Raw genomic sequence first — 17,658 nt, 5'->3', positions numbered from 1 at the left:
ACAGGTCAGTGGTTTAGTGGTAACGGCGCGCCATCGCATCGAGCGGCAAGGGCTTGATGCGCGACGCCTGGCCCGCGCAGCCGAACGCCTCGAAACGTTCGACGCAGATCGCGCTCGCCGCCGCCGTCGCCGCCTTCAACGCGGCGCGCGGGTCGAATTCGGCCCGTGCATTCGCCATCGACTTGCGCATCGCACCGCTCATCGCGAGCCGGATGTCGGTGTCGATATTGACCTTGCGCACGCCATGCGCAATGCCGCGCTGGATTTCCTCGACGGGCACGCCGTATGTGGTGGGAATCTCGCCGCCGTATTCGCGGATCACCGCGAGCCACTCCTGCGGCACCGACGAGGAACCGTGCATGACGAGATGCGTGTTCGGAATCCGTTCATGAATTTCGACGATCCGGTCGATCGCGAGAATATCGCCGGTCGGCTGGCGGCTGAATTTGTATGCGCCATGCGACGTGCCGATCGCAATCGCCAACGCGTCCACGCCGGTCGCCTCCACGAAAATCTGCGCCTCGCGCGGATCGGTGAGCAACTCGCCGCGCGAGAGCTGGCCTTCGGCGCCCACACCATCCTCGTCACCCGCCGTGCCGGTCTCGAGCGAACCGAGACAACCGAGTTCGCCTTCGACGGAAACGCCCACCGCGTGCGCCGCCTCGACGACCCGGCGACTCACGTCGACGTTGTACTCGTAGGCTGCGGGCGTCTTCTGGTCGGGCAGCAAGGAGCCGTCCATCATCACCGACGTGAAGCCCGAGCGGATTGCCTGCTGACACACCGCCGGGCTCGCGCCGTGATCCTGGTGCAGCACGAGCGGGATATCCGGATGCGCCTCCAGCGCAGCCAGCACGAGATGGCGCAGGTACGGTTCGCCCGCGTACTTGCGCGCGCCCGCCGACGCCTGCAGGATCACCGGACTGGCGGTCGCTTCGGCGGCCTGCATGATCGCGTGGATCTGCTCCATGTTATTCACGTTGAAGGCGGGCACGCCGTAGCCGTGCTCGGCCGCGTGGTCCAATAGTTGCCGCAGTGCTATGAAGGGCATCGCAAACTCCTCGAAGTCGAATCGGATCTGAACGTATTGGGTCGCGGCGTCCCGCATGGCGGCGTTATCGCGCGCGTTGCGCGACGCGGCGGGCTTCATCCACCACGGCCCGCGCGGTCAGGTCGAAATGCTCGAACAGCGCGGCAGCGGGGGCGGATTCGCCGAAGGTATCGATACCCACCACGCCGCCTTCGAGTCCCACGTATTGCCGCCAGAACGCCCGCACGCCCGCTTCGACCGCGACGCGCGGCACACCCGGCGGCAGGACCGCGTCGCGCCATGCACCGGGCTGCCGGTCGAACACGCTGGTGGACGGCATCGACACGACCCGCGCGGCGATGCCCGCTTCGGCGAGCAGCACGACGGCATCGAGCGCAAGTGAGACTTCCGAGCCAGTGGCGATCAGCACGACCCGCGCTTGCCCAGCCTGCGCCGGCCAGTCGCGCAACACATAGCCGCCGCGCTCGATCGCGTCGATCTGTTCGCCGCTGCGTGCGGCGAACGGCAGATTCTGGCGGCTCAACAGCAGGCACGACGGGCCGTCGCGTTCCACCGCGCTCGCCCACGCGCGAGCGGTTTCGACGGTGTCGCACGGACGCCAGACATCGAGTCCGGGAATCAGCCGCAAACTCGCCGCGTGCTCTACGGGCTGATGCGTCGGCCCGTCTTCGCCGAGGCCGATCGAGTCGTGCGTGAACACGAAAATCGAACGGGTCTTCATTAACGCGGCCATGCGTAACGCGCTGCGCGAATAGTCGGAGAACGTGAGGAAGGTGCCGCCGAACGGAATGTGCCCGCGATGCAGCGCGATGCCGTTCATCACCGCGCTCATGCCGAATTCGCGCACGCCGTAGTGCAGATAGTTGCCGCCTCGCAGTCCGTTGTCGTCGGCGTGCACGTCGACCGAGGCTTTCCAGTTGGTGAGGTTCGAGCCGGTCAGGTCGGCCGAACCGCCCAACAGTTCGGGCAATGCGCGAGCCAGCACGGTGATTGCCTGCTGCGAGGCATTGCGGGTTGCAATCGATTCGGCCGCGTGGTCCGCGTCGCGCACCATCGCGCGGACCGCATCGTGCCACTGCGCGGGCAGCGTGCCTTGCGTGCGCCGCTCGAACTCGGCCGCTTCATGCGGATAGTGCTTGCGATAGGCTGCGAAACGCGTGTTCCAGTCGCCTTCAGCGCTCGCGCCTCGCTCGCTCGCGTCCCACAGCGCGCGAACCTCTGTGGGCATTGCGAACGGCGCATGCGGCCAACCGAGCACCCGCCGCATGTTCGCGACTTCGTCGGCGCCGAGCGGCGCGCCGTGTACATCGTGCGTACCCGCTTTTGACGGCGACCCCTTGCCGATCACCGTGCGGCAGCAGATCAGCGTCGGCCGGTCCGTTGCGCGTGCGCGCGCCAAGGCCTGGTCGACCGCGTCCACGTCGTGCCCGTCCACTTCGCGCACGACATGCCAGCCGTACGCCGCGAAACGCGCCGGGGTGTCGTCGCCGAACCACTGCGCGACGTGGCCGTCGATCGAGATGCCATTGTCGTCGTACAGCACCGTGAGCTTGTCGAGCTTCAAGGTGCCGGCGAGCGAAGCCGCCTCGTGCGAAATGCCCTCCATCATGCAGCCGTCGCCGGCAAATACATACGTGCGATGATCGACGATGGAATGGCCGGGCCGGTTGAATTCGCGCGCGAGCAGCGCCTCGGCGAGCGCCATGCCGACCGCGTTTGCCAATCCCTGCCCGAGCGGGCCAGTGGTCGTTTCGACGCCGGGGGTCACGCCCACTTCAGGATGCCCGGGCGTCTTGCTGTGCAATTGCCTGAACCGCTTGAGTTCCTCGATCGGCAGGTCGTAGCCGGTGAGATGCAGCAACCCATACAACAGCATGGAGCCGTGCCCGTTCGACAACACGAAGCGGTCGCGGTCGGGCCACGCCGGATGACGCGGATTGTGTTTCAGATGCCGGTCCCACAGCGCGACGGCAATCTCGGCCATGCCGAGCGGCATGCCGGGATGACCGGACTTCGCGGCTTCGACCGCATCGATCGCGAGCATGCGCAGCGCGTCGGCCATCAGCCGGGTTGCGGGTAGTGGGACGGGTCGTGCGACGGATTCTGCGACGGCACTCATCGAATGTCTCCTTGCTCGAAATGGACGGACCGTGTTGCGCGGCGCCTCAGGCGCGCGCCCGACGGTCGACCAGTTGCAGAATCATCGGCGTGAAAATCAGTTGCATCGCCAGACCCATCTTGCCGCCCGGCACGACGATCACATTCGGGCGCGACATGAACGAGTCGTGCAGCATGGTCAGCAGATACTGGAAGTCGATTCCCTTCGAGCGAGCGAAACGGATCACGACGAAGCTCTCGTCTGGCTGCGGAATCTCACGGGCGATAAACGGATTCGATGTATCCACCGTCGGCACGCGCTGGAAGTTCACATGTGTGCGCGAGAACTGCGGGCAAATGTAGTTCACGTAGTCAGGCATGCGCCGCAGGATCGTATCGACCACGGCCTCGTGCGAGTATCCGCGCATGGTCTGGTCGCGATGCAGTTTCTGGATCCATTCGAGGTTGATGATCGGCACGACGCCGATCAGCAGATCCGCGTGCCGCGCAATGTCGATATCGTCGGTCACCACCGCGCCGTGCAGCCCTTCATAGAACATCAGGTCCGTGTCGGGCGTCACGTCCTCCCACGGCGTGAAAGTTCCGGCATCCTGCTTGTAGAGCCGCGTTTCGGGTTCGTCATGCACGTAGTGGCGCAACCTTCCGGTGCCGTTCTCGCCGTAACTGGCGAACAGAGACTCGAGTTCTTCGAGGAGATTCGCTTGCGGTCCAAAATGGCTGAAATTCGGCGCGCCATCCCGCTCGTGCTCTTTCATGGCCTCGCGCATGCCGTTGCGGTCATAACGATGAAAAGCATCGCCTTCCACGATCTGCGCGTTGATCTTTTCGCGCCGGAAAATATGGGTGAAGCTCTTCATCACGGTCGTGGTGCCGGCGCCGCTCGAACCGGTTACCGCGATGATCGGGTGTTTGACTGACATGCGCTTGTCTCCGGATAGTAGTGTTCTGGTCGGCCGCGCTTCGCGAGCCTGGGTATTCGGACCGCTAGGCGGTGAAACCCGGCAGGAACAGCGAGCGCCGGCTGAAAAGCGGTGAGCTGAAGGGCTGATCCTCGCCACGGTCGTATTCACCGTGATAGCGGCCGATGCGCTCCACCTCGTTCTTCGAGCCGAGAATCACCGGCACGCGTCCATGCAGCGCGCGCGGCACCACGTCGAGAATGCGCTCGCGCCCGGTGATCGACAGACCGCCCGCCTGTTCGACGAGAAAGCTCATCGGGCTGGCTTCATACAGAATCCGCAAGCGCCCTTCCATAGCCGCCGTCTTCGAGTCGCGCGGGTACATGAACACGCCGCCGCGCATCAGGATGCGATGCACCTCGGCGACCATCGAGGCGATCCAGCGCATGTTGAAGTCGCTCGCGCGACATCCGCTGCGCCCGTCCTTGCATTCCTGCACATAGCGGCGCACCGGCGGTTCCCAGAACCGTTCGTTCGACGCGTTGATCGCGAACTCGACGGTGTCTTCGGGAATGCGGATATTCGAATGCGTGAGCACGAAGTTGCCGATGTCGCGCTCCAGTGTGAAGCCATGCGTACCGTTGCCGACCGAGAGCACGAGCATGGTCGATGGGCCGTAGACGGCGTAACCCGCCGCCACCTGTTCGCGGCCCGGCCGCAAAAACGCGGACTCGCCGATCGTGCCGCGCGGCTCGCCCGCGTTGCCGTCCACGTTGCCGTCGCCATTGCGCAGCACCGAAAAGATCGACCCCACCACACCATTGATGTCGATATTCGACGAACCGTCGAGCGGATCGAAGGCGAGCAGATAGTCGCCGCGCGGGTAGCCAGGCGGAATCGAATAGACGCTCTCCATTTCCTCGGACGCCATCGCCGCCAGCAGTCCGTCCCATTCGCATTGCTGCACGAAGATTTCGTTGGTCGCGACATCGAGTTTCTTCTGCTCTTCGCCGTGCGTGTTGAGACTCTGCGCGGAACCGTAGTTGCCGCCGAGCGCGCCTTTGGTGAGCATCGCGGAGATCGACTTGATCGCGGCGGCGACGTCGATCAGGAGCGCCGAGAGGCCGGCGTTACGTACCGTCCCCGCCGAACTGGGCTGGCGGTCGAGGGTGTCGATCAGAAACTTCGAAAGCGTCGTACGTCCGTCTTGCATGGCGTTCTCCTGAGGATTGTTTTCGTTTAGCCTGGCGGCGCCGGCACGGCGCGCGTTGCATGAGAGGACGCAGGCGCCCCGGCGTTTGCGGCGAGCGGTTCAGTGAACACGCGGCTCGCACGCACGTCGGCTGCGGCGATCAGGGTGAGCGCGGCTGCGTCGATCGGCGCGCCGCCTTGCATCGCCGTGGCGAACAGACGATTGGCCTGGCGCAGCCGTGAGCGATCGAGTGCATTGCGTACCGAGCGGGCGTTGGCGAAATTCGCCTGGCGGGTGCGCAGGGCGAGATAGTCCGCGAAAGCGCGCCGCGAATCGCCGTCGAAACGGTAGTGCATCGTCGCGAGCATGCGCTCGGCAATGTCGAGCAGTTCCGCGCCGTCGTAGTCGGGAAACGTGATGTGATGCGCAATGCGCGAGCGAAAGCCCGGATTGCTCTCGAAGAATACTTCCATGCGATCCGCGTATCCGGCCAGAATCACCACCAGATCGTCGCGCTGGTTCTCCATGGTCTGAAGCAGGATTTCGATCGCCTCCTGACCGTAATCGCGTTCGTTTTCCGGGCGGTACAGGTAATACGCTTCGTCGATGAACAGCACGCCGCCCATCGCGCGTTTCAGTACATCGCGCGTTTTCGGCGCGGTATGGCCGATGTACTGGCCGACCAGATCGTCGCGCGTTACTGAAACCAGATGATTGCGGCGAATGTAGCCGAGCCGGTGCAGCACTTCGGCCATGCGCAGCGCGACGGTGGTCTTGCCCGTGCCGGGATTGCCCGAGAAACACATATGCAAGGTGGGCGCGCCGCTCGCGAGACCGAGCGAATCGCGCGCGCGCTCAACCAGCAGATGCGCCGCGATCTCGCGAATGCGGGTCTTCACCGGAACGAGCCCGACCAGATCGCGGTCGAGTTCGGCGAGCACGTCGCCGATGCCGGAATCGCGATAGAGCGCGGCGAGATCGACCTGCGGCGCTGGCGCGCGCCTGTCGTGGGGCGCGACAGCGGCAGCGGCCCGCTCTGCGGAAACCGGCGCGTTCGTGTCCGGCGCGTTCGTGTCGACGGCGGCAGCTTCGGTCATGGCCACTCCTTCTGCTCATGGCGGTTCATCGAGCCTCGCATTGCGAGGCCATCTTCTAACGCGCCGGCCCGTATCGCTCACCCGACGGCCGGTCGCCCGCGTAGCCCGACAACCCGTAACGCTGCACCCGTCCCGGGCCGTCCTGACGCGTCAGGCGGAACCCTGGCTCCCCGTCCGGACGGTTGACGATGAACGACAGCCGCATCGTCTCGAAGCCGCGCACCGAGTCGAATGCGTTGATCTTGATGTAGTGCTGCGGCTGCGCCTCGCGGCACGCCTTCACTTCCTGCATCACGCCGGCCGCATCGTGCAGATCGAACATCGGCAGGCCCCACATTTCCCAATAGGTGTTGCGCGGATGCGGGTCGTCGGTGAATTCGACCGAACAGGCCCAGCCCTGGCGCAGCGCATAGTCGATCTGCAAGCCGATCTCCTCGTCGGTCAATTCCGGCAAGAAGGAAAACGTGCCCTGTGTAATACGCATGACGTACCTCGTTGATGAATGCAGCGTTCGGAACGGCGCCGACAGTCTCCCGCGCAGTGCGGCGGCACTGCGTTCAGACCTGCGCGGAGAATCTTCAAATGCCCGCCGCTCAAGCGGCGGTCGGCGTGGCGGCGAAATCCGGCGTGTCGGTGGACGCGTAGTTGAAGGTCACGTCCCGCCACGTATCGAGCGCCTGCTTGAGCGGCGTACACCAGCGCGCCGCGGCTTCGAGAATGTCCGGCCCTTCGTGAACGATGTCGCGGCCCTCGTTGCGCGCCTTCACCATGGCTTCGAGCGCGACGCGATTGGCCACCGCGCCCGCCTGAATCCCGGCCGGATGGCCGATCGTGCCGCCGCCGAACTGCAGGATCGCGTCGTCGCCAAACAGATCGAGCAGTTGATGCATCTGTCCCGCATGAATACCGCCCGAGGCCACCGGCATCACTTTGCGCAGGCCGGCCCACGGCTGGTCGAAGAAAATCCCGCGCGACAGGTCGACCTCGTTGTGCGCCTCGCGGCACACGTTGTAATAGCCCTGCACCGACAGCGGATCGCCTTCGAGCTTGCCGACCGCCGTGCCCGCATGCGCGTGATCGACGCCCGCCATACGCAGCCACTTCGCGATCACGCGAAACGAAATGCCGTGATTGCGCTGGCGCGTATAGGTGCTGTGTCCCGCGCGATGCAGGTGCAGGATCATGTCGTTCCTGCGCGCCCAGCGCGCCATCGATTGAATCGCGGTCCAGCCGATCACCAGATCGATCATTACGATGCATGAACCCAGTTCCTTCGCGAATTCGGCGCGCTCATACATGTCCTCCATCGTGCCGGCCGTCACGTTCAGGTAATGCCCTTTCACTTCACCCGTCTGCGCTTGCGCGTGATTCACTGCTTCCATCGCAAACAGAAAACGGTCGCGCCAGTGCATGAACGCCTGCGAATTGATGTTCTCGTCGTCCTTCAGAAAATCCAGCCCGCCACTCAATCCTTCGTACACCACGCGACCATAGTTCTTGCCCGACAGTCCCAGTTTCGGCTTGACGGTGGCCCCAAGCAGCGGCCGTCCGTACTTGTCGAGTCGTTCACGTTCGACGACGATACCGGTCGGCGGCCCCTGGAAGGTCTTCAGATAAGCAACAGGTATGCGCATGTCTTCGAGACGCAGCGCCTTGAGCGGTTTGAAGCCGAACACATTGCCGATGATCGACGCGGTCAGGTTCGCGACCGACCCTTCTTCGAACAGATCCAGTTCATAGGCGATGTATGCGAAGTACTGCGGTTCCCCGGCGTTCGAGGCCGGCACCGGATCGACGCGATAGGCTTTCGCGCGGTACATGTCGCATGCGGTCAGCCGGTCGGTCCACACCACGGTCCAGGTCGCCGTGGACGATTCGCCTGCCACGGCCGCCGCCGCCTCCTCCGGATCCACGCCGGGTTGCGGCGTAATGCGAAAGAGCGCGATCACGTCGGTATCTTTCGGCGTGTAATCCGGCTGCCAGTAGCCCATCTCGCGATACTTCATCACGCCCGCGGCGTACCGTTCGCGAGGGTTCGCCGCATCGCGCGGCTTGTGTATGGAATCGATCACCGGTTGACTGAAATCGTTCATGACGTATCCTCGAGTGTGAACAGGCGCGCTGCCGGAAGAACGAAGCGCTTGTGTGCACTGTAGGCATGAACGCAGTCATTGAGAATTCACGATTTTATTTGGCAGACTTAACCGATCCGTTATCCATCATGGAAACGCGAAGCGAATTTTCAACACCCGCGCTCGGAACGGTGGACAATGGGTCATATGGGAACTGCAAGCATGGCGTGACAGGAGGACAGCAAGCGTCTGCCCATCATGGAACACTTTGCTGCATTCCCGGAACAGTGCGCGGCGTCACAGTTTCGTGCCGCCCGGTCGCCGCGCCGGTGCAATTCGGCAAACGCTGTATTGCGGCGCGTCACTGCGCGGTTCACGCCGCGTGGTCGAAAACCCGGCATGGAGCTTGCGTGGTAATGAACGCCAATGCAGTTCGGCATCACGCCGGACCGACGGCGCAACGCTGTATCACTACATGGAGGAAGCACATATGCAATGGACGACTCCGAGCTACACCGATATGCGTTTTGGTTTCGAAATCACGATGTATATCGCTACGCGTTAAGCCCGCAAGGGCCGCGAGACGCGGCCCTTCTGCGGATTGGTGTGTTAATCCCTAGCTAGACGGCCGGCCTTTCGGCGCTGCCAGGACACGCGTTCCCAGCCATGATCCACGAAACGATCGTCACCACGGCAGCGTGCGATGGCCGTCCTCATATCGCGCCGATGGGAGCCCGTTATGAGGGCGACTTCGTCATCCTTTCCCCTTTTCGTCCTTCGGTGACGCTCGACAATATCGTCGCATCGCGCGCGGCGGTACTGAACTTCACCACGGACGTTCGTATCTTCGCCGGCTGCGTCACGCATTGCGCCACCGATTGGCCGACACTCGCGGCAAGCCGCGTGGCTAGCGTCAGGCTCGCCGAGTCGCTCGCGCATACGGAACTCGAACTCGACGAACTCCGCGACGACAAGGAGCGCCCGGTGCTGCGCATGAAATGCGTGCACCGCGAAAACCATGCGCCGTTCGGCGGCTTTAACCGCGCCCAGGCCGCGGTGGTGGAAGGCGCGATTCTCGTCAGCCGGCTTTTCATGCTGCCCGCCGACAAGGTGGACCGGGAAATGGCCTACCTGCAGATCGCCATCGACAAAACCGCGGGCGAGGTCGAACTCACCGCCTGGAGCTGGCTCACGGCCGCGATCGCGCGGCACCGCGAGAATCTCGCAGCTTCCGGCGGTTCGGCCGCCGAACTCGTATCCCACTAGCCTTTCCCGTGTTTCGGAGAATCTCGATGACCGCATTGCTCGCGAGCGTCCGCTCGGACGACGAGGCGTTCGACGCCGCCCAGGCCGGCGCCGACCTGATCGACCTGAAGGAGCCGAACGCGGGCGCGCTCGGCGGTGTGTCGATCAGCGATATCACGCGGATCGCGCGCCGGCTGCGCGCCCATTACCCGGTCAAGCCGATCAGCGCGACGATTGGCGACGTGCCGGCGGAAGCGCTGGGCGAGATCGCCACACGCGTCATCGAAGTCAGCGGCGCGGGCGTCGATTATGTGAAAGTGGGCGTGACGCCCGGGCCGGCAGCGCGGCGCTGCCTCGATCAACTGGCCAGCCTGCCGGCGGCGGTCGTGCCCGTGCTGCTGTGCGACGGCGGCATGGACGGCGAGCTGGTCGCTTACGCGGCCACGCTCGGCTTCGTGGGCGTGATGTTCGACACGTCCGGCAAAGACGGCAGCACGCTGTTCGACCATGTGGATAGCGACGCCCTCGCGCAGTGGCTGCGGATCACGCGCGAGCGCGGCGCCATGAGCGGCATTGCCGGTTCGCTCGGCTGGGCGCAGTACGACCAGATTCGTGCGCTCGCGCCGGATGTGGCGGGTTTTCGCACGGCGCTCTGTGTCGATGGACGGCGCTCGCGGCTCGATCCGCAACGCGTCGCGCAATGGGCCGCCGCGCTGCATCGTCCTGCGGGCGAGGTAAGCGGCGCCGTTGCCGCAGCGGATGCGAGCGCCGCGGGCGTGGCCCATTTCTAAGGCGCGCTTGCCGCTTGCGCATGTCGTTGCAAGTCGTTGCAAGTCGTCGCATTTCGTCGCATCTCGCCGCACGGACGGCGACACGCAACGCGGCCGGGCGCTAGCTCACCGGCGTATTCAGCAGCCGGTCGCGCATCAACGCGACATTGTCCTTGTTGAGCAGTTCGACCACGTAGTTGGCTTCGTTCACATAGTCGACGAAACACCGGTCGACCACGCCGCTCGCGGCCAGCGTCTCGAGCCGCTCGCCCTCGGAGATCGGGCATGACTTCACCACGATCAGCCGCTCGGCGTTGAGCATCGTCGAGAGCCATGCGGCGAGGCTGTCCGAGGTGGTGTCCCAATTGCTCATCGCGTCCGGCGTGTCGCGCATCAGCGCGGTCGGCACCCATACGGCGACATGGCCGTCGCGCAGCGCGCGGCGGATCTTCGCCTCGCTCGAAGCGAGCACGAGTTCAGGCAACACCCCTTGCATGAGAATCGCGTATTGCGTCATGGCGAGCAGACACATGTTATGGGCGGCGAGATCGTCGAAGCGCCACTCGCTCTGGTATTGCCGCACCTTGTCCGCGAAATCGCCGCCACCGGGCACGATGACCACGCGCCCGCCCCCCACTTCACAGAGCTCGGTGAGCCAGTGGCGCAGCGTCGGCTCGTGACTCAGGCTGCCCCCGATCTTGACCACCCACATGACCGTTGTCCTCGCTTCCGATTGACTGCATTTGCCTGCTGTTTGCTCAATTGCGTGACACGTCTGCCTGTTGCGCCGCGTCTGGCAGCGGCTTTTCCGCCTCGCGCGGCAAACCTGCGCCACGCCGAGTCGTTCGCCTCAAGTCGTTCGCCTCACGCCGCCCGCGGCGCCGCGCTGCGGTTTCCGTCGATGGCTTCGCTCTGCTGCAACGCCGCCAGCAATGCCACCGCCACACTCGGCGCGCACGTCGCGGCCCAGTCCAGGCGGCTCTCCGGCACCGCCGCCAGCGCGCCGAAATCGATGTAGCCACGCGCCTCTTCGCGCGCCAGCGCAGCCGCGAGAAAACGTCCGCAGCCGGCGCCCACCAGCGGCGCGGCGGCGAGTTCAGGGTGCGCCGCCGTGACGCGCGCCAGATTCACGCCGATTTCGCGCATCTGCAGCTCGCGCCAGCGGAGCGCGAACCTGCGCCATTCGGCCGGGTCCGCTTCATGGGCATCCCGGCCGATCATCCGCGCGAGCCGTGTGCGGCTTGCGCTCTGCGTCTTCGGTCCCTGGTCGGCGCTCGGGTACAGGTCGTACTGCGGCGCCAGTTCACCCGTGAGCCGGTAGACGTCCGCCGTGGTCGCAAACCATTCGTTCATCACGTTGACGGCCGCCCCGGCGAATTCGATGCGCTGCGCGACACCGCACAACGGCGTGCGCACCACGCCCTGGTACACGAGTTCGCCCGTGGCGAGCCGCCCGGCATCGGTCGCGGCACGCGCGACGACACAGCCGCCCGCGAGCGGAATGATGTCGGTGGTGGTGCTGCCGATGTCGACGAGCAGCGCGTCGGATACGCGTGCCGCCACCCAGCGCGCGGTCGCGAGCCAGTTCGCCGAGGCGACGCTGCGCCAGCCGGCCGCGCAGGTCTGCGGCGTAAGCCAGCCGGCGTCGCCGGCGTAGAAGCGCAGCCGCGGCCCGAGCCGCTGCGCCAGCGCGGCGGCGATCGCCCGCACGCCTTGCGCGCGGTCCTCGAACAGGTCGACCATCTCGCCGGTCATTGTCACCGCGTGTTGCGCGGCCGCTGTCTGCGCGGCGGGCCAGCGTTCGAAGACGAGGTCGATGGTTCGCTCGAGATGGTCGAGCCCCTGCCACAGCGGACACGCCCATTGCGCGATGTCGAGCACGGCGCCGTGGCCATCGGTCAGCGAAACCTTGACGTGCGCGCCACCGACATCCCAGCCGAATATTGGCGCGCGTTGTTCCGTCGCGGGGGTTGCATGCTTAACGTTGACATGCGCGGCACTCATGGCTGGGCTCCGCAGGCACACGGCGCGCCATGGTTGCGCGCCGCCGGACCGGATCGTTCGATGCGCACCCCGTGCGCGGCGAGCAGCGTGCGTGCGAGATTGCCGCCCAGCGCCTCGGAAAGGCCGGCATACGCGACGGTCAGCCGCGGATTGACCTCGATCACAACCGGCCCGCGCTGCGGATGCCACACCACGTCGATGCCGACAAAGCCGCGCAAGCCCGGCATCGCCTTCGCGACGCGTTGCGCGAGCACGTCGAGCATGCGGCCCTGGTCGCCGGCCGGATCGATCTGGTTGACCGTCACGCCGTCGAATTCGACTATGCGCGGTTGCTGCCCCGCGTCGCCTGCGCTCAAGCTGATTTGCTGACGGTTGATGCTCACGAGTTCCACGCCCTCGGCGCGGCAGACAAGCGAAAGGCTGAGCGGTTCGCCTTCGACCCATGCCTGCAGTACGGGGTTGCGTGCGGCGGCCGCGCGGGCTTCGTATTCGGCGCAGGCGTCGACGAAATTGTCGAACACGAAGGTATCGAGACCGCCCGCGCCGTCGTCGGGTTTCACGACCCAACGCTCGCCGCGCCGCTCATCGGCCTGTGCCGGTTCGATCTGTCCGGGTTCGATAGCAGGCGTGGTGGCGATGCCATGCGCCGCGAGGCACGCCGCCGTCGCGCTCTTGCTCGACGCCACGCGGATCGCTTCTTTCGCGCAGCCGAGCCAGCGCGCCGCGCCCACCGCATCGTACAGACGCAGCAGCAGCCCATCGCATTCCGGCGCGATGATCCACGCGTAATCGTGTTCACGCGCCACCCGTGCGACGAAAGCCGTCATCGACTCCCCTTGCGCGGCCCTACAATGAGCGAGCGCCGGGTCGACGGTTTCGAAGCGCGAACTCGCGAAGCTTACTCGCACACCGTCGAGTTCGCGCAAGTCGTTCACGAGCGCGTCGCGCATCACCCGGCCTTCGACGATCAGCGCGCTCAGGTCGGCAAGACTCGCCGCGCCGGCATGCGCCGGGTCGATACCGCCGCCGGTGAGATACTCGAAGACAAAGATCTTGGTCAAAGGAACGCGCCCCTATGCAGGTGATACCGGTTCTCGATCTGCTCGACGGCCACGTGGTGCGCGCGGTGCGCGGCGAACGCACGGCCTATCGGCCGATCCGCTCGTCGCTCGCCGCCACCAGCGAGCCGCTTCACATCGCTCGTGCGCTGCTTGCCGCAAGCGGCGCACGAACGCTCTATATCGCCGACCTCGGCGCGATCCTTCAGCAAGGCGCTCATGTCGAGACGCTCGCTGCATTGCGTGCCGCCCTGCCCGGCACTGACATCTGGCTCGACGCGGGCTATGCCGACTACTCGTCGATGCATACGCTGTTCGAACGCATCGAAGCCACCGGCAAGCGCAACAGCCACATCGGCAATCCACCTCCTGCGCACGATCTTGCGACTCTCGTACCTGTCTTCGGCACCGAGTCGCTCCACGACCTCGACGCGCTCTGCGCCGCCGACGCTGCCGGACTCTCGCCGATCCTTTCGCTCGACCATCGCGCCGGCCAACTGCTCACCGCTACCGCATTCGAACGCACCGCCGCATGGTGGCCTCGAAGAGTGATCGCGATGACACTCGATCAGGTGGGCAGCTACGACGGCCCCGATCTCGCCACCGTCGAACGCATTCGTGCCGCTGCACCCGCGCAAACCGCCGTGATCGGAGCAGGCGGCATTCGTGATCGCGACGATATGGCGGCAGCAGCCCGCACTGGCGCTTCTGCGTGGCTCGTGGCGTCCGCGCTGCATGATCGCCGGATCGGCATGCCACTCACCGAGTCCACCTAAGCGAGCCATACAAATTCCATGCCAATCGGCGGAGAGGGTGTGCATGTAAACGAACGGCAAGCTGTTGTGGCAGTTCGTGACACTCTGCTCCAGGTTGACACACAACCTGTGCGGCGCAGCCGGCAGGCGCGTCGCCGAATCAGCGCCACGACTGCGCAATGCGGCGAAAACCGCGACCGTATCGATTGCTTTAAGCGCAGGGCCACATAAGCCACGCGCGACGCGTCGCACACCCACGCCACCGGCTTGTATTCAGATCGGCATGGAGCTTGCTAAAAATGCGGCCATGCACCTCTCGCCCAATGATCCATCGTCCCCGAGCCCGTCGGCCGCGGCCAACGTGCCCGCCTCGACGGCGACGCGCGATTGGACCTGCCCGTTCTGCCCACTGCTGTGCGACGACCTCGTCGTCGAGTCGCGCGAAGACGCCACGCTCGCCGTGCCGGATACGGAATGCCCGCGGCTCGCGCAAGCGCTTGCGTGTTACGGCAATGCGGACGCAGCATGCCGCAACAGCGTCGACGGACACGACGCGGATCTCGATACCGCAGTGGCGAGCGCGGCGCGGATCCTGTCGTCGGCACGCCGCCCGTTGTTCGGTGCGCTGACCACGGACGTTGCGGGCACCCGCGCGCTGTACACGCTCGCCGCCGGCTGCGGCGCGATCCTCGACCATCTGCATGGCGATGCAATGAGCGCGGCCACGCTGTCATTGCAGGATCGCGGCTCGTTTTTCACGACGCTTTCCGAAGTGCGTTCGCGTGCGGACCTGCTGGTGTTTTTCGGCTGTCAGCCGTCGCAGCGTTATCCGCGCTTTTTCGCGCGTACGCTGGAAGGCACGCCACAGCAACGCGAGCTGGTGTTCGTCGGTTGCACGCCCGACCCGGCTGCGAGCGGCCTGGCGAATACGCGCATCGAAGCGCTCCTGCCGCACGCCGATCCTTTCGATACGCTCGCGCTCTGGTCCGCGTTAGCCGAAGGCCGTGAAGCCGGCACGTTGCAAGACGACGGCACCGGTGCGGCACGAGCACTGGCCACGCTGCAGGCGCGCATCGCCGCCGCGCACTACACCGTGCTCGTCTACGAGCCTGCCGCACTGCCCGGCCCGCACGCCGCATTGCTGATCGAAGCCTTGAACCGAATCGTCAAAGCGGCAAACCGCACGGTACGCGCCGGCTGTCTCGCGCTCGGCGGCGACGACGGCGCATTGACCGTCAACCAGACCGTGACCTGGCTCTCGGGTCTGCCGCTCCGCACGCGTGTCTCGACGCCCGCACGCATCGCCGGCGCGGCGCCGCTCGACTACGATCCGTATCGCTATCGCACGGCCAGACTGCTCGCCGAGGGCGAAATCGATGCCCTGCTGTGGGTCGCCAGCTTCGCGCCGCCGGCATGGCCGCAAGCGCTCGAGGAGAACGTGCCGGCGATCGTGCTCGGCCATCCCGCTCTAGCCGGCGCCGCCAAAGCGCGCGGCGGCGCCACTGTCTTCATTCCGGTCGCGACGCCAGGCATCGATAGCGGCGGCCATCTGTTTCGTGTCGACGGCTCGGTCGTCATGCCGCTTGCTCCTGCGCGAGGCGCGGCGCTGCCCTCGGTGGCGGCGATCGTCTCGCAACTGGCCGCGCGACTCGCCGCCGAGCCCGCCGCACAGGTGCAGTCATGAGTCTCGTCCGGCTCAAAGGCGGCACGATCTACGACCCGGCGAACGGCGTCGACGGCGAGCGCCGCGATCTGACGTTCCGCGACGGCCGCGTTGTCGACCTGCCCGCCACCACGCCGGCCGATCATGAATACGATGCCACCGGCATGATCGTGATGGCAGGCGGTATCGACATGCACTCGCATATCGGCGGCGGCAAGACCAATCTTTCGCGCCTGCTGCTACCCGAGGATCATCGCGACGATCCTGTGCGGGACGCCGCCTACGAAGCGGTACAGGACGCGAACGGCAGCTACCTGCGGCTGCCGTCGTGCGGCGTGTGCACGCCCGGCACGCTCGCGACCGGCTACCGCTACGCCGAGATGGGCTACACGGCCGCGTTCGAACCGGCCATGATGCCGTCCAACGCACGCCACACGCACCTCGAAATGGGCGATACGCCGATCATCGACCACGGCGCGTATGTGATGCTCGGCAACGACGAACTGTTCCTGCAGATGCTCGCTGCACGCAATGACTTCGAGCGTCTGCGCGACTACATCGGCTGGACGATTCACTCGAGCAAGGCGCTCGGCGTGAAGGTCGTCAATCCGGGCGGCATCTCCGCATTCAAATTCAACCAGCGCTCGCTCAACGTCGACGAGCCGCACGTGCACTACGGCATCACGCCGCGCGATGTGCTGCACACGTTGTCGCGCGCGTTGACCGAACTGCGCGTGCCGCATCCGCTGCATGTGCACGCGAGCAATCTCGGCGTGCCCGGCAATATCGACTCGACGATCGCCACCATGGATGCCGCCGACGGGCTGCCGATCCATCTCACGCATATCCAGTTTCATAGCTATGGCACCGAGGGTCCGCAAAAATTTTCGTCGGGCGCGCGGCAGATCGCGGAAGCGGTGAACGCGCGGCCGAACGTGTCGATCGACGTCGGCCAGATCATCTTCGGACAGACCGTCACGGCCTCCGGTGACACCATGATGCAGTTCCGCAACACGCCGCTCGCGCGGCCGCACAAATGGGTGGTCGGCGATATCGAATGCGACGCGGGCTGTGGCGTGGTGCCGTTCCGCTATCGCGAGCAGAGCTATGTGAATGCATTGCAGTGGATCATCGGGCTCGAAATCTTTTTGCTGGTCGACGACCCGTGGGGTGTCGCGATGACGACCGATCATCCGAACGGCGGCCCGTTTACGAGCTATCCGCATCTGATCCGTCTGCTGATGGACAAATCGTTTCGCGACGAGCAGCTCGCGAAGCTCAATGCCGACGCGCAAGTGGCGAGCGCGTTGCCGCAGTTGCAACGCGAGTTCTCGCTGTACGAGATCGCCATCATCACGCGCGCCGGTCCGGCTCGCCTGCTCGGACTGCGCGACCGGGGCCATCTGGGCGTAGGCGCCGCGGCGGATATTGCCGTCTATCGCGATGTCGCGGACCGCGAGCGGATGTTTACGTCGCCCGCTTATGTGTTCAAGGACGGCGAACTGGTCGCGCGCGACGGCACGCTCGTCGCCACGCCCACGGGCGGCATCCATTTCGTCTCGCCCGAATTCGATCGCGGCATCGAGAAGACGCTGCGCGCCTACAGCGACGCTAATCTCGCGAGCAACTTCGCGCATGCGGCCATCAGCGACGACGAGATCTGCAATTGCTGCCGCGGCGGCAGATTGCTGCCGGTCGAATGTCTCGCGAACGGCTGAGCACAAAGTGAAGCGC

The 17,658-nt window shown here is 65.4% G+C and carries 16 protein-coding genes; 6 read left to right on the top strand and 10 right to left on the bottom strand.

Annotated elements, in window-relative coordinates; all coding sequences use genetic code 11:
- Positions 1–13 precede the first annotated feature (13 nt).
- From fba to AC57B1_RS24865, 7 genes are all read right to left on the bottom strand, one after another.
- Positions 14–1,051, bottom strand: coding sequence for a class II fructose-bisphosphate aldolase (fba, locus tag AC57B1_RS24895; RefSeq protein ID WP_496418997.1), 1,038 nt, complete (start codon positions 1,049–1,051; stop codon positions 14–16).
- 64 nt (positions 1,052–1,115) lie between these two features.
- Positions 1,116–3,170, bottom strand: a complete 2,055-nt coding sequence (gene tkt / locus AC57B1_RS24890) for a transketolase (RefSeq protein WP_496418996.1) — start codon at positions 3,168–3,170, stop codon at positions 1,116–1,118.
- A 46-nt stretch (positions 3,171–3,216) separates the two neighbouring features.
- The gene (locus AC57B1_RS24885; protein ID WP_091803556.1) at positions 3,217–4,089 is read right to left on the bottom strand and encodes a phosphoribulokinase; all 873 of its coding nucleotides are present in this window, start codon (positions 4,087–4,089) and stop codon (positions 3,217–3,219) included.
- Positions 4,090–4,153: 64 nt separating this feature from the next.
- Entirely contained in the window at positions 4,154–5,281 is a 1,128-nt protein-coding gene (locus AC57B1_RS24880) for a class 1 fructose-bisphosphatase (protein WP_496418995.1), read from the bottom strand.
- 26 nt (positions 5,282–5,307) lie between these two features.
- Positions 5,308–6,357: a CbbX protein gene (gene cbbX / locus AC57B1_RS24875; RefSeq protein WP_408302604.1), complete on the bottom strand. Its 1,050-nt coding sequence runs from the start codon at positions 6,355–6,357 to the stop codon at positions 5,308–5,310.
- A 55-nt stretch (positions 6,358–6,412) separates the two neighbouring features.
- Positions 6,413–6,841, bottom strand: coding sequence for a ribulose bisphosphate carboxylase small subunit (locus AC57B1_RS24870; protein WP_496418994.1), 429 nt, complete (start codon positions 6,839–6,841; stop codon positions 6,413–6,415).
- Positions 6,842–6,950: 109 nt separating this feature from the next.
- A complete protein-coding gene (locus AC57B1_RS24865; protein ID WP_408302600.1) occupies positions 6,951–8,450 on the bottom strand; it encodes a form I ribulose bisphosphate carboxylase large subunit in 1,500 nt (499 codons plus the stop codon).
- Between the two features lie 469 nt (positions 8,451–8,919).
- Between AC57B1_RS24865 and pqqA the strand changes: the two genes are divergently transcribed.
- The 3 genes from pqqA to AC57B1_RS24850 all read left to right on the top strand — a co-directional run bounded on the left by pqqA (position 8,920) and on the right by AC57B1_RS24850 (position 10,465).
- The gene (pqqA, locus tag AC57B1_RS24860) at positions 8,920–8,994 is read left to right on the top strand and encodes a pyrroloquinoline quinone precursor peptide PqqA (RefSeq protein ID WP_013342881.1); all 75 of its coding nucleotides are present in this window, start codon (positions 8,920–8,922) and stop codon (positions 8,992–8,994) included.
- 101 nt (positions 8,995–9,095) lie between these two features.
- Positions 9,096–9,695 carry a DUF447 domain-containing protein gene (locus AC57B1_RS24855; protein WP_408302598.1) on the top strand — a complete coding sequence of 200 codons (600 nt, stop codon included), beginning with the start codon at positions 9,096–9,098 and terminating at the stop codon, positions 9,693–9,695.
- A gap of 26 nt (positions 9,696–9,721) precedes the next feature.
- On the top strand, positions 9,722–10,465 hold the full coding sequence (locus tag AC57B1_RS24850; RefSeq protein WP_496418993.1) for a (5-formylfuran-3-yl)methyl phosphate synthase: 744 nt from the start codon (positions 9,722–9,724) through the stop codon (positions 10,463–10,465).
- A 100-nt stretch (positions 10,466–10,565) separates the two neighbouring features.
- On the opposite strand, the gene AC57B1_RS24845 is transcribed toward AC57B1_RS24850, so the two are convergent.
- The 3 genes from AC57B1_RS24845 to AC57B1_RS24835 all read right to left on the bottom strand — a co-directional run bounded on the left by AC57B1_RS24845 (position 10,566) and on the right by AC57B1_RS24835 (position 13,509).
- Complete coding sequence (locus tag AC57B1_RS24845) at positions 10,566–11,156, bottom strand: amino acid kinase family protein (RefSeq protein WP_091803572.1); 591 nt, start codon at positions 11,154–11,156, stop codon at positions 10,566–10,568.
- A 152-nt stretch (positions 11,157–11,308) separates the two neighbouring features.
- The gene (locus tag AC57B1_RS24840; RefSeq protein ID WP_496418992.1) at positions 11,309–12,448 is read right to left on the bottom strand and encodes a hydantoinase/oxoprolinase family protein; all 1,140 of its coding nucleotides are present in this window, start codon (positions 12,446–12,448) and stop codon (positions 11,309–11,311) included.
- Positions 12,445–13,509: an ATP-grasp domain-containing protein gene (locus tag AC57B1_RS24835; RefSeq protein ID WP_496418991.1), complete on the bottom strand. Its 1,065-nt coding sequence runs from the start codon at positions 13,507–13,509 to the stop codon at positions 12,445–12,447. The genes AC57B1_RS24840 and AC57B1_RS24835 overlap by 4 nt, the downstream gene beginning before the upstream one ends.
- A gap of 14 nt (positions 13,510–13,523) precedes the next feature.
- Here AC57B1_RS24835 and AC57B1_RS24830 point away from each other — a divergent pair, with 14 nt between their 5' ends.
- The 3 genes from AC57B1_RS24830 to AC57B1_RS24820 all read left to right on the top strand — a co-directional run bounded on the left by AC57B1_RS24830 (position 13,524) and on the right by AC57B1_RS24820 (position 17,642).
- Positions 13,524–14,282 (top strand): HisA/HisF-related TIM barrel protein, encoded by a 759-nt coding sequence (locus AC57B1_RS24830; RefSeq protein ID WP_496418990.1) that lies wholly within the window; start codon positions 13,524–13,526, stop codon positions 14,280–14,282.
- 286 nt (positions 14,283–14,568) lie between these two features.
- Positions 14,569–15,945 carry a formylmethanofuran dehydrogenase gene (locus AC57B1_RS24825; protein WP_496419323.1) on the top strand — a complete coding sequence of 459 codons (1,377 nt, stop codon included), beginning with the start codon at positions 14,569–14,571 and terminating at the stop codon, positions 15,943–15,945.
- Positions 15,942–17,642 (top strand): formylmethanofuran dehydrogenase subunit A, encoded by a 1,701-nt coding sequence (locus AC57B1_RS24820; RefSeq protein ID WP_496418989.1) that lies wholly within the window; start codon positions 15,942–15,944, stop codon positions 17,640–17,642. Before AC57B1_RS24825 ends, AC57B1_RS24820 begins: the two co-directional genes overlap by 4 nt.
- Positions 17,643–17,658 lie beyond the last annotated feature (16 nt).

Source organism: Paraburkholderia sp. BGA-UO-ETr-F21 (assembly GCF_059567925.1).
Note: the sequence above shows the minus strand (reverse complement) of the source record. Positions and strands in the feature narration are given on the sequence as shown.

What these genes read in the sequence shown, in the direction of transcription:
- cbbX (WP_408302604.1), bottom strand. Translation starts at nt 6,357, where the DNA reads ATGACCGAAGCTGCCGCCGTCGACACGAACGCGCCGGACACGAACGCG.
- AC57B1_RS24865 (WP_408302600.1), bottom strand. Translation starts at nt 8,450, where the DNA reads ATGAACGATTTCAGTCAACCGGTGATCGATTCCATACACAAGCCGCGC.
- AC57B1_RS24885 (WP_091803556.1), bottom strand. Translation starts at nt 4,089, where the DNA reads ATGTCAGTCAAACACCCGATCATCGCGGTAACCGGTTCGAGCGGCGCC.
- AC57B1_RS24820 (WP_496418989.1), top strand. Translation starts at nt 15,942, where the DNA reads ATGAGTCTCGTCCGGCTCAAAGGCGGCACGATCTACGACCCGGCGAAC.
- AC57B1_RS24830 (WP_496418990.1), top strand. Translation starts at nt 13,524, where the DNA reads ATGCAGGTGATACCGGTTCTCGATCTGCTCGACGGCCACGTGGTGCGC.
- AC57B1_RS24880 (WP_496418995.1), bottom strand. Translation starts at nt 5,281, where the DNA reads ATGCAAGACGGACGTACGACGCTTTCGAAGTTTCTGATCGACACCCTC.
- AC57B1_RS24845 (WP_091803572.1), bottom strand. Translation starts at nt 11,156, where the DNA reads ATGTGGGTGGTCAAGATCGGGGGCAGCCTGAGTCACGAGCCGACGCTG.
- tkt (WP_496418996.1), bottom strand. Translation starts at nt 3,170, where the DNA reads ATGAGTGCCGTCGCAGAATCCGTCGCACGACCCGTCCCACTACCCGCA.
- AC57B1_RS24840 (WP_496418992.1), bottom strand. Translation starts at nt 12,448, where the DNA reads ATGAGTGCCGCGCATGTCAACGTTAAGCATGCAACCCCCGCGACGGAA.
- AC57B1_RS24850 (WP_496418993.1), top strand. Translation starts at nt 9,722, where the DNA reads ATGACCGCATTGCTCGCGAGCGTCCGCTCGGACGACGAGGCGTTCGAC.
- AC57B1_RS24825 (WP_496419323.1), top strand. Translation starts at nt 14,569, where the DNA reads ATGCACCTCTCGCCCAATGATCCATCGTCCCCGAGCCCGTCGGCCGCG.
- fba (WP_496418997.1), bottom strand. Translation starts at nt 1,051, where the DNA reads ATGCCCTTCATAGCACTGCGGCAACTATTGGACCACGCGGCCGAGCAC.
- AC57B1_RS24855 (WP_408302598.1), top strand. Translation starts at nt 9,096, where the DNA reads ATGATCCACGAAACGATCGTCACCACGGCAGCGTGCGATGGCCGTCCT.
- AC57B1_RS24870 (WP_496418994.1), bottom strand. Translation starts at nt 6,841, where the DNA reads ATGCGTATTACACAGGGCACGTTTTCCTTCTTGCCGGAATTGACCGAC.